General features: G+C 74.6%; 8 protein-coding genes and 1 pseudogene. 3 read left to right on the top strand and 6 right to left on the bottom strand.

The window, feature by feature from the left end:
* Window positions 1-425: 425 nt before the first annotated feature.
* Window positions 426-1241 (bottom strand): hypothetical protein, encoded by an 816-nt coding sequence (locus FRAQA3DRAFT_RS00885; protein WP_009399262.1) that lies wholly within the window; start codon window positions 1239-1241, stop codon window positions 426-428.
* 451 nt (window positions 1242-1692) lie between these two features.
* On the opposite strand from FRAQA3DRAFT_RS00885, the gene FRAQA3DRAFT_RS37945 reads away from it, so the two are divergent.
* The 3 genes and pseudogenes from FRAQA3DRAFT_RS37945 to FRAQA3DRAFT_RS34390 all read left to right on the top strand — a co-directional run bounded on the left by FRAQA3DRAFT_RS37945 (window position 1693) and on the right by FRAQA3DRAFT_RS34390 (window position 4993).
* Complete coding sequence (locus tag FRAQA3DRAFT_RS37945; RefSeq protein ID WP_083873466.1) at window positions 1693-2769, top strand: CoA transferase; 1077 nt, start codon at window positions 1693-1695, stop codon at window positions 2767-2769.
* Window positions 2652-4403 (top strand): annotated as a pseudogene (locus FRAQA3DRAFT_RS36475) (CoA transferase); the annotation flags it as partial. The gene FRAQA3DRAFT_RS37945 and the pseudogene FRAQA3DRAFT_RS36475, both read left to right, overlap by 118 nt.
* Before the next feature lie 437 nt (window positions 4404-4840).
* The gene (locus tag FRAQA3DRAFT_RS34390; RefSeq protein WP_157466973.1) at window positions 4841-4993 is read left to right on the top strand and encodes a hypothetical protein; all 153 of its coding nucleotides are present in this window, start codon (window positions 4841-4843) and stop codon (window positions 4991-4993) included.
* A gap of 27 nt (window positions 4994-5020) precedes the next feature.
* On the opposite strand, the gene FRAQA3DRAFT_RS00870 is transcribed toward FRAQA3DRAFT_RS34390, so the two are convergent.
* The 5 genes from FRAQA3DRAFT_RS00870 to FRAQA3DRAFT_RS35630 form a co-directional block, all read right to left on the bottom strand.
* Entirely contained in the window at window positions 5021-5389 is a 369-nt protein-coding gene (locus FRAQA3DRAFT_RS00870; protein ID WP_369809436.1) for an enoyl-CoA hydratase/isomerase family protein, read from the bottom strand.
* Window positions 5390-5567: 178 nt separating this feature from the next.
* Window positions 5568-6407, bottom strand: a complete 840-nt coding sequence (locus FRAQA3DRAFT_RS00865) for an acyl-CoA thioesterase II (protein ID WP_009399260.1) — start codon at window positions 6405-6407, stop codon at window positions 5568-5570.
* 14 nt (window positions 6408-6421) lie between these two features.
* Complete coding sequence (locus FRAQA3DRAFT_RS00860) at window positions 6422-7549, bottom strand: CaiB/BaiF CoA-transferase family protein (RefSeq protein ID WP_009399259.1); 1128 nt, start codon at window positions 7547-7549, stop codon at window positions 6422-6424.
* 172 nt (window positions 7550-7721) lie between these two features.
* A complete protein-coding gene (locus FRAQA3DRAFT_RS00855; RefSeq protein WP_009399257.1) occupies window positions 7722-8951 on the bottom strand; it encodes an acyl-CoA dehydrogenase family protein in 1230 nt (409 codons plus the stop codon).
* 31 nt (window positions 8952-8982) lie between these two features.
* Window positions 8983-10938, bottom strand: coding sequence for an enoyl-CoA hydratase (locus FRAQA3DRAFT_RS35630; protein ID WP_009399256.1), 1956 nt, complete (start codon window positions 10936-10938; stop codon window positions 8983-8985).
* Window positions 10939-10973 lie beyond the last annotated feature (35 nt).

The following is a 10973-nucleotide window of genomic DNA, read 5'->3' as shown; positions in this document are numbered from 1 at the left end:
GGGGCCACCGCCCCCGCCCAGGGCGGCCCGCCCGCCCCGCCCGAGGCCCCCACCTGCACCTACTGACCCGGGCGCGACATCCGCGTACCAGCCCGCCCGACCCACCCGGTCCGAACGGTACCGCCGACACGAAGACCGCCCACGAATCATGCCGTTGACGAAACGGAGCGACTGCGCGCCCGCAGGTTTCGGCGGCGTCGGCGACCGCATCGGAAGTCGACCCCGCCGCCGCCCGTGCGGCGTTCCGCCGGCAGCCGGGACAATGCGTCAGCAGGATCTCGCCTAACGGCCGGCCCGGCCGCGGGGAAAACCTCCGAAAAGGTGGCCATGCACATCGGCGGTGTTTTCTTTCGGACCGGGGTGGAATGGCGCGCGGGAGGGCGGCCCGCGCCCTTCCCGTGACGGATGCTCGTGGTCAGCGCGCGCTACCGACCGCCCACGGTGGCCGGATGGGGCACCTCGAACGGTGCGAAGACCCGGCCGCGCTCGGCGGCGGCGAAGAGGGTGAGCACACCGTCGCGCCATTCCGGACGCACATGGTTGCGCGTGCGCAGCAGGTCCGAACGGCGGGGTTCGGCCTGCCCGGCGGGCGCGACGACACGGCCCACGGCGGTCTGCCCGAGCACGGTCTCCACCAGCACGGTGCCGCGCAGCCGGCCGACACCTGGATAGACGACGGCTCGCCCGCCCTGCCGGCCGGCGTGGTCCGCGACGGCCTGCGCGGCGCCGTCCGCGAGCTCGGGCGGACCGATCTGCTCCGCCCCGCAGGCCAGCCCGACCGGCCCCTTGACCAGCCCGCCGACGCCGAGGAACTCGACCACGAGCCCGGCCACCGCGCCGGGCGCGCCAGCGCTGCCGACGAGGACTTCCCTCGTCCGGGGGGTTCCCTCCCGACTCCCCCCGATCGGGGATCCCACATGCGGGGTGTGCCTGGCGGGGTATCCCCCGGCCGGGCCCATCCCATCCAGCGCCGCCGCGGCGGCGCGCCGGGCGGCTGTCAGCTCGACGATCGCGAGCTCACCGGCGAGGTGCGCGACGCGTCGCCAGCTGCCCTGCTCGCGCCACGTCGGCGGCAGCGCGAACGACAGGGCCACGTGTGGAATCTCCGCGCGGACGAGGTGGGTGCAGGCGACGGTGTCCCCGGGCAGGGCCAGCATCTCGACCAGGCGGTGGATGAGCAGGTCGGCGTCGCGCAGGGAGGTGCTGCCGGCGTCGACACCGACGATGAGCGGCCCGGTCATCGCGCGGGCGACCGCAACGCGCCGGGGCGGGCGGCCGGCGCCACGGTGTCGGATCGCAGCGGCCGGCGGGCCGGCGCGGCTGAACCCGGACGCCGACGCCCACCGTGACGATCCGCTCGGTGTTCGTGATCCCCCATGTCGTTCCCTTCGGTGACCGCCGCGCCGCACGTGAGCATCCGGTGCGCCGAGCAGAGGGTGGCAGCACCAGGTGAACGTCCGACCAACAACAGAGGGCCAGGTAGTTGTGACCACCACCTTTCTAGTCAGAAAAAGGCAATGCGACTCGCCATGTAGCCCATCTCGGCTATGACAATGAGGCCGTTCATAGTCATCTGACCTTTTGGTCAGTGGTCCCGCGGATTCCGCCGGCTGGCGGGGGACCACGATCGGGGGGGTCGGGCCGTACGCGCGACGGTGCGTCTGTTGGCACGACCGATCGGCACGCAACGCAATGGCGTCGCCGCGGCACCGGGTGTTCGCTGGAACCGGTGAACGATCGATCGGCGGCTCGGCCGGCGAGGGGGGACGCGCCCTTGCTCAGACCCCTGCCCAGCCGGGCAGCCGCGCCGCGGCTCCCGGCGCCGCCGCCGAGAAAGGAGTCTCGATGAGAGGCAGAGCTGGGCCTTTCGGCGTGGAACTACCGCTGGCGGGGGTGCGGGTGCTGGATCTGGCGGACGGCCGCTGCGAGTCGACCGGCCACTACCTCGCCGACCTCGGCGCCGAGGTGCTGCGGATCGAACCACCGGGCGGCGCGGCGTCACGGCGGGTAGGACCGTTCACCGATGACGGGACGAGCCTGTCGTTCGCGGTCCACTCGATCAACAAGCGCGGCGCGGTGGTGGACCTGACCACGGCGGCGGGCCGGAAACGGCTGCGCACGCTGGCGGCGACCGCGGACATCCTGCTGCACACCGCCCGTCCGGACCAGCAGGTCGCGCTCGACCTCGACCCGGAGGGACTGCTCGCCGCCCACCCGGGCCTCGTCGTCGTCTCCATCACCGACTTCGGGCTGACCGGCCCCTACCGGGACTGGACGGGCAGCAGCGACGTGCACGTGGCCATCGGCGGCCTGCTGTCCCGCTCGGGCCTGCCCGGCCTGCCGCCGCTGCTGCCGCCGGCGTTCCTGGCCGACGAATGCGCCGCCGCGCAGGCCGCCTGGGCCGCGCTGGTCGCGTACGCCAACCGGCTGGACACGGGGCGCGGCGACGTCGTCGACTTCTCGGTGCTCTCCGCGGTCGCCCAGGTCCTCGACCCGGGCTACGGCATCTCGGGCAGCGCCCGCGCGGGGGCGACGGTGCGCGACCTCCCGCGGGGGCGACGGTGCGCGACCTCCCGCGGGGGCGGCCGGACGCCCGCCACCTGTACCCGATCTTCCGCGCGGCCGACGGCTGGGTGCGGATCTGCATCCTCGCGGCGCGGCAGTGGCAGGGGATGTTCCGCTGGCTCGGCGAGCCGGCCCAGTTCGCCGAGCCGAAGTACGACAACCTCGGCGCCCGCTTCGCCGCCGCCGACGAGCTCTACCCGCTGATCGGGAAGCTGTTCGCCGAGCGCACCCGGGAGACGATCGTCGCCGAGTCGATCGGGTTCGGCGTGCCCGCCGCCCTGCTCGACGCCGCCGCGACGGTGGCCGGCGAGCACGTCCGCGAGCGGGGGACCTTCGTGCCCGTCGAGGTCGCCCAGGTGAACCCGGGGATCATCGTCGCCGACAGCAGCGCGTTCGGCTCGACCGGCCCGTGGAGCCGCCGCCTCGGCTACGGGCCGCTGGTGCGCGCCACGGCCGGCCTCAGCGGGCTGTGGCGCTACCAGGACCTCCCGGACGGGTTCTGCGACGCGATCACGATCTACCCCGATCATGTTGCCGGCCGGGTCAGCGCGGTGGCGGTGCTGGCACGGCTGCTGCGCCGGCGGCGCAGCGGCCGCGGCGGCACGGTGAGCACCGCCCAGATCGAGACGATCTTCTACCAGAGGGGGGCCGGGCTCGCCGAGGAGTACCTGCGGCCCGGGTCGGTCCGGGCCGAGGGCAACGACCGGCGCGGCGATGCCCCGCGCGGCCTGTTCGCCTGCGCCGGGGACGACGAGTGGTGCGCCGTCGACGTGAGCGCCGGCGGCGACGGCGACGGTGCGTTCGGCCGGCTCGCCGACATCGTGGGCCGGCCGCAGCGGCGTGACGACCCCCGGTTCGCCACCGCCGCCGGCCGCGACGCCCACCGGACGGAGATCAACGCCGCGGTGGGCGCCTGGACCGCGGCCCTCATCCCGGCGCAGGCCGCCCGCCGGCTCCAGGACCACGGCGTGCCCGCCGGGCAGATGCTGCGGGTGCACGAACTGCCGGCCGATCCGCAGCTCGCCGCTCGCCGCCTCCTCGTCGAGCAGGACCAGCCCCAGCTCGCGGCGCCGCTGCTGACGCTGGGCGGCGAGGCCCACTACCGGCACCGACCCGGAGCAGGTCGTCGAGCACGTCCGCGCGGGCGGCAAGCCGCTGGCGATGTGCGTCTTCGGAGCCGCATGCCAGGCCCACAGGCCCGGCATGCGGCACAGGCCTGGAAACAGGGCACTGTTCGCCCTGCCGGGCCAGCCCGCCGGCCTACGCCAGGAAGGCCCCGGCGGGCTCACGACAAGCAGGCAGACGACAAGCAGACGTCAGGATCGGCCGTGCGAGTCCTGGTCACCGGATCCCGAGGGAAGATCGGTTCCCGCGTCGTCGCGCGCCTGGGCGCCGACGGCCACCAGGTCACCGGGACCGACATCGTCGCCGCCCGCCACGGCCCGCCGTTCGACCCCTACCTGCCCGCCGACCTCACCGACTACGGGCAGGCCATCGCCGTCGTCCTGCGCACCCGCCCCGACGTCGTCATCCACACCGCCGGCATCCCCGAGCCCTCGCACGACCCAGGCCACGTCATCTTCGCGACCAACACCCAGTCGACGTACAACATCGCCGAGGCGGTCGCCCGCACCCGCGTGCCCCGCCTGATCCACACCTCCAGCGAGACCGCCCCCGGCTTCGTCACCGCCGAACGGCCGTTCCTGCCCGACCACCTGCCCGTCGACGAGGACCACCCGCTGCGTCCCCAGGACGCCTACGGCCTGTCCAAGGCCCTCGGGGAGAACATCTGCGACGCGCTGGTGCGCCGCAGCGACACCACCGCCGTCTCCGTGCGCCCCAGCCTCGTGCTCACCCCCGACGCCGACGACCTCGCCGACCTGATCGCCCTGGCCGCGACCGCCGACAGCGCCGGCCACGAGGTCGTCTACGCCGCCCAGCCAGACAACATCGCCGGCCGCCCGCTCGCCGAGCTCACCGCCGAGGTGTTCGGCTCGGACGCCCCCCGCTGCGGGAGCTGGACCGCCCCGACGCCGGCGGCATCTCCATCGCCAGGGCCCGCGCCCTGTTCGGCTGGAAGCCGCAACGTTCCTGGCGCGACCACGTCGGCGACGGCGGCTGATCCACCGACACGACACGACGTCCCGACACGACACGACGTCCCGACACGACACGACGTCCCGACACGACACGACGTCCCGACACGACACGACGTCCCGACACGACACGACGTCCAAGGAAGGACGGCTCGGCGAACTCCGGGCCCGCCGGACGGGTGTTCGCCGACCCGGTGTTCGCCCTGGTCCCCCTGGCTCCCGGAGAGATCGACTTCCAACTCGGCCTGGTCTGGTCGCGCGCCACGGCCGCACGCGATCCCCGGATCACCGCCGTCGTCGACCACCTGCGCGTCTCGACCCCGCCCCGCTGAGCCCGCGCGCACCCGCCGCGGGCGGGGTCAGCTGTTGGTGTACGTCGGCGCGCGCCTGTCGCGCAACGCCGTGATCTGCGCGGCGATCTCCAGCGCGGCGTCGAGGGTCTCGCCGTCGGGGACGACCCGGCTGACCAGGCCGAGCCGCTCCGCCTCGGCGGCGTCGACGAGCCGGCCGGTGAGCAGCAGCTCGTGCGAGCGCCCGGCACCGATCAGCCGGGGCAGCAGCCAGCTCACCCCGAGGTCGCAGCCGGACAGGCCGATGCGGACGAACGCGGCGCTGAACCGGGCGGAGGTGGCGGCGACCCGGATGTCCGCGGCCAGCGCCAGGCCGAACCCGCCGCCGGCCGCCGGCCCGTTCACCGCGGCGATCACCGGCTGCGCGAGGTTGCGCAGCCGGGGGACGAGGGCGGCGATGGCCTGCTGGGTGTGCAGGCGGGCCTGCGGGGAGGCGTCGGCCTCGGCCGCCCGCCGCCCCGGGGCGCTGTACAGGTCCTCATCGGCCGCCGCGGATCGGGGTCACCGCCGCGACGTCGCGGGGACGCGGGGATGCGGGGATGACGCGCCGGCCCGGTCAGCCCGTCGTGGGGGGCATCGGCCTCGGCCTGCTGGACTCGCGGTGGACGCGGTAGAGCGCCTCCTGGCTCAGGCTCGCGCCGAGGACGCCGCCGGCGGTGTGGATCGTGCCGGAGTACAGCCCGCGTCCGCCCGCCGCCGAGTGCGGGACCAGGTCGAGCAGCACCCAGTCGTCCATCCGGATCGGCCGGTGGAACCAGACGGCGTGGTCGAGGCTCGCGCCCGAGAGGGCCGCGCCGCCGGGGAACGCAGCCAGGCCGGTGAAGGTGTCCGACAGGTACGTCAGGACGCAGGCGTGCAGCAGCCGGTCGTCGGGCAGCGCGACGGTGCTGCGCGCCCACACCCGGGTGGGCCAGCCGGAGTCCTCGTAGGGCTGCTTCGGCAGCCGGCCCTCGATCGAGAACAGCCGACCAAAGCGGAACTGATCGGCCGTGTCCGGGTCGCCGACGTCGGGCATCGGGTCGACCTGGTGGTCGGCGCCGTCCTCCGGGACCTGGAACGACACCGACATGTTGAAGATGACCTTGCCGCCCTGGACGGCGACGACCCGGCGGGCGGAGAACGACCGGCCGTCCCGGTCCCGCTCCACCCGGAAGATCGTCGGCCGGGAGGCGTCCCCGCTGCGCAGGTAGTAGCCGTGCAACGAGTGCGGGACGCGCCCGGCGGGCACCGTGCGTCCGGCGGCGAGAAGGGCCTGGGCGGCGACCTGCCCGCCGTAGAGGGAGTACCGGTCCTCGAACACCGTCAGGGCCCGGTAGAGGTCCTGGTCCAGCTCCTCCAGCTCCAGCAGATCGACAATGGTGGTCGCCGGCTCGGCCGGCGGCGGCACGCTGCTCACATTCGTCTCCTGCGTCAGCCGGCGGTCGTCAGGCCCCAGGCCTGTCTCACCTGGGCGAGGGTGGAGCTGCCCACGGCCGGTCCCATCCCGGCGACCCGCCCCGGGGTACGGGAGAAGCGCGGCGCCGGGGCCGGGGCCACCTCGTCGCCCAGGTCGACGAACACCTCCCGGGCGGCCAGGTGCGGGTGCGCGCGCGCCTCCGACCAGCTCAGGACCGGCGCCGCGCAGGCGTCGGTGCCGTCGAACACCTGCTCCCACTCCGCCCGGGTGCGGCTGGCGAACGCGGTGGCGAACGCCGCGCGCATCTGCGGCCAGCGGCTGGCGTCGTTCTGGGCGTCCGCCCACTCCGGCAGGCCCAGCAGCTCGACGAGTTTGGCGTAGAACTGCGCCTCGATGGGGCCGACGGAGAACCAGCCGCCGTCGGAGGTCTCGTAGACGTCGTACCAGGGCCGGCCGGTGTCCAGCATGTTCGTGCCCCGCGGCTCGCCCCACTCCTTGCGGGAGATCATCGACCACATCATCGCCGACAGCGACGCCACCCCGTCGACGATGGCGCAGTCGACGACCTGGCCCCGGCCGGAGTCGCGGGCCTCGTGCAGCGCGGCGAGGATGCCGACGACGAGGTACAGCGCACCACCGCCGAAGTCGCCGACCAGGTTCAGCGGCACCTGCGGCGGCCCGCCCGCCCGGCCGATGGCGCCCAGCGCCCCGGTGATCGCCACGTAGTTGATGTCGTGGCCGGCGGTGCGCGACCAGGGACCCTCCTGGCCCCATCCGGTCATCCGGCCGTAGACCAGCGCGGGGTTGCGGGCGAGCAGCTCGTCGGGGCCGAGGCCGAGCCGCTCGGTGACCCCCGGGCGGTAGCCCTCGATGAACACGTGCGCGGCGTCGAGCAGTTCCAGCAGGCCGGCGTGGTCCTCGGGGTTCTTCAGGTCGAGCGCGACGGAAGGCCGACCGCGGGTCAGCCAGTCCGGCTGCGTGCCCACCGTGGCCGGCTTGTCCACCCGGATGACGTCCGCGCCGAGCTCGGTGAGCAGCGTGGCCGCGAACGGCGCCGGGCCGATGCCGGCCAGCTCGATGACCCGCACGCCGTGCAAGGGGCCGTAGCCGGCCTCGGGAGAGGGGGTCGAGGGGTCGGGCATCATCGCTCCTTCGGGGTGGATCACGTCGGGGTGGATCACGTCGTGCGGGTGGGTCACGGCTTCGGGTGGGTCACGGCTTCGGCTGGGATCACGGCTTCGGGATGGATCGCGGTCTCGGGGTGGAACAGTCCCTTAGCTCGGATCATGCCGTTCCTGGCCGCGGGGCGCCTGGTCAGCCGGCGGTGGGGACGCCCGAGGCCGCCGGCGCCGGGACGGCGGGGGTGGTGGTCCGCGCCCGCAGGAGGCGTCGGGCGATGGCGTGCTTGTGCACCTCGGTCGGGCCGTCGTAGAGGCGGAACGCCCGGAGATCCCGAAAGATCATCTCGACGACGGTCTCGTCGGTCACCCCGATGCCGCCGAGGACCTGCACGCAGCGGTCGGCGACGCGGAACAGCTCCTCGGACACGTAGCACTTCACCTTCGACGCCTCGTGCCGGCCCTGCTCCCCCCGGTCGAGCAGCCAGCAGGCGTGCCAGATGGCCAGCCGGCAGTTGTCCAGTGCGATCTCGTTGTCCGCGAGCTGGAAGCCGACGCCCTGGTGCTCCCCGATCGGCCGGCCGAACGCCGTGCGGGTGCGGGCGTGCTCGACGGCGATGCTGTGCGCCCGGTCGGCCGCGCCCAGCCAGCGCATGCTGTGGGTCAGGCGGGCCGGGGTGAGCCGGAGCTGGGCGTAGCGGAAGGCGTCGCCGGGCGTGCCGAGCACCGCCGAGGCGGGCAGGCACAGGTTGCGGAAGTTCACCACGCCATGCCCCTCGACGTAGTTGCGGTCCATGGTGTTCATGACCCGCTCCACCTCGATGCCGGGGGTGTCGCCCCGGGTGAGGAACAGCGTCGGGCCGCCCAGCCCGTCGGCCCCGGGGGCCAGCCGGGCCATGATGATCCAGGTCCGCGCGCCGTTCGCCCCGGTGATCAGCCACTTGCGGCCGTTGACCACGAAGTCGTCGCCGTCGCGGACGGCCTCGGTAAGCAGCTGGTTCGGGTCGGAGCCGGCGCCGCCCGGCTCGGTCATCGCGAACACCGAGCGCGCCCGGCCCTCGATGACCGGCCGCAGGAACTCCTCCTGCTGCTCCGGGTCGGCGATCTTCGCCAGCAGCCCCATGTTCGCCTCGTCCGGGGCCGCGCAGTTCATCGCCACCGGTCCGAGCGTCGACCAGCCCGCCGCCTCGTAGACCACCGCCTGCTCGATGTGGGTGAGCTCCCGGCCGCCGAACCGCCTCGGCGCCTGGATGGTCAGCAGGCCCGCCTTGCGCGCCAGGCCCACGAGTTCCTGGCGCAGGTCGTCGTTGGGGCCGTGCGCGGTCAGCCGCGGATCGCGCTCGAACGGCACGATCTCGTTCTCGACGAACGACCGCACCCGCTCCCGAAGATCCACCAGCTCCTGCGGCAGACTGAAATCGATCATGATTCTTCCCTGCGGTCTCGTTGGGATGCGGTCAGGGGCGGGTGGCGGTGAGGTCCGCCGTCCAGCCGAGCACGGCGTCGGCGATCCGCGCGAACCCGGCGTAGCGGGGGCCGGCCACCGGATCGTCGGCGAAGCGCCGGTGCAGCTGCATCCAGGCGATCGCCAGCCGCAGCCGGGCCAGCGCCAGGTGGAAGCCGAGGTCGGCCGGCGGGCGGCCCGCCGCGGCGAAGTAGCCCGCGGCAACCTGCTCGCGCCGCGGGAAGCCGGGTTCGAGCGAGGGCACCTGGCGTAGCTCGTGCAGGGCCGGTGGGTCGTCCGGCTCGATCCAGTAGGACAGCAGCACCGCCAGGTCGAACAGGGGGTCGCCGCGGGTGGTCATGTCCCAGTCGAGGACGGCGACCGGGGCGAGGGTCACCGGGTCGACGAGCATGTTGTCGAACTTGAGGTCGCAGTGGATCAGCCGCGCCTCGCCCGCCGGCACGTCGACGACGGCGGCGCGCAGCCAGCCGATCACCGCCCTGGCTGCGGCCGGCAGCCCGTCGGGGTACACCGCGGCGGCCCGGCGCGCCCAGCCCTCCACCTGCCGGCCGAGGAACCCCTCGGGCCGCCCGAGCTCCCCGAGCCCGACCGACGCCGGGTCCAGGGCGTGCAGGGCGGCCATCGCCGCCTGCAGGGTCCCGGTCAGCCGCTTGGGCACCGAGCCGGCGCCGGGCGGCTCGGCCGCGGCGAGTGCGGGCGGCACGGTGGCGCCGACGGTGACGCCGTCGCGGTACTCCAGCACCTGGAACTGGACGCCGAGCACGCCGGTGTCGGTGCAGAAGTGCACCCCGCGCGGGGCGAGCGGGTAGCCCGCGCCGAGCCGGCGCAGCACCCGCCACTCGCGCGCCATGTCGTTGGCGCCCTCCGCCGACGGCCCGGGCGGTGGGCGGCGCAGCACAGCGGGGCTGCCGTCCACGAGCACCAGGTAGTTGAGGTTCGCCAGACCGCCGGCGAACTGCCGGGGGGCGATGTCGGTGTCCAGGTGCAGACCGTGGCGGGCCAGCTCGGCGGCGACCCGGTCCCAGGGCTGGGCGACCGTGGTCTCCGATGGGCGAAACCGCGGATCGACGTCGGTCACCCCGCGTCCCCCGAGCCGGGCGCGGCGGACGCGGCGGGAGCGGCGGACGCGGCGGGAGCGGCGGCGAGCTGGCCTCGGTTCCCGGCGACGATGCTGGCGCGGCGTCCGGGGACGCCGCCGGCGTTGAAGCCGTGTTCCAGCCACGCGGCGGAGGCGCGCGACTGGCCGGCCAGCGCCGGCGGCGGTGCCCTGCGCGGCGATGGCCCGCGCGGAGGCGAGGAACGCCACCCGGGTCGCCGGGTCCGACGCGCGGATGCGCTGGCCGAGGCGGTGGGCGGCGGGCAGCAGGTCGTCGTGCGGGACGACCTCGCTGACCAGACCCGCGTCCTGGGCGGCCACCGGGTCGAGGAACTCCCCGGACAGGCTCATCCGCAGCGCCCGCCGCTCACCGACCGCCCGCGGAAGCAGGACACTCATTCCCCAGCTCGGCAGGACGCCGACCCGGGTGTGGGTGTCGGCGAACGCCGCTCGCTGCGAGGCGATGAGGATGTCGCAGTGTAGCGCCAGCTCGAAGCCGCCGGTGATCGCCGGGCCGTTGATCGCGCCGATCAGCGGCTTGCCGATCGGCTCCCAGGGCAGACCGGGCGGCGGGCCGCCGTCGCCCGGGCGGGTCTGGGCCATCCGCAGGTTCTCGCCGCTGCCGGCCACCTCGCCGAGGTCGAGGCCGGCGCAGAACGCCGGGTCGGCGCCGGTGAGGACGACGACGTCGACCGCGTCGTCGGCGTCCGCCGCGGCAAGCGCCGCCCGCAGGGTCCGGATCAGCCGGGCGGTCAGGGCGTTGCGTGCCTTCGGCCGGTGCAGGGTGAGGACGGCGACCCCGTCCACCCGTTCGACCAGGAGTTCACCGGTGCCGGGATCGGCGTCGACCATGACGGCTCCTCGTTCGGAAGGGTTCGGCTGTCGGG

It is taken from the genome of Frankia sp. QA3, assembly GCF_000262465.1.
Lineage (GTDB): Bacteria > Actinomycetota > Actinomycetes > Frankiales > Frankiaceae > Frankia.
Note: the sequence above shows the minus strand (reverse complement) of the source record. Positions and strands in the feature narration are given on the sequence as shown.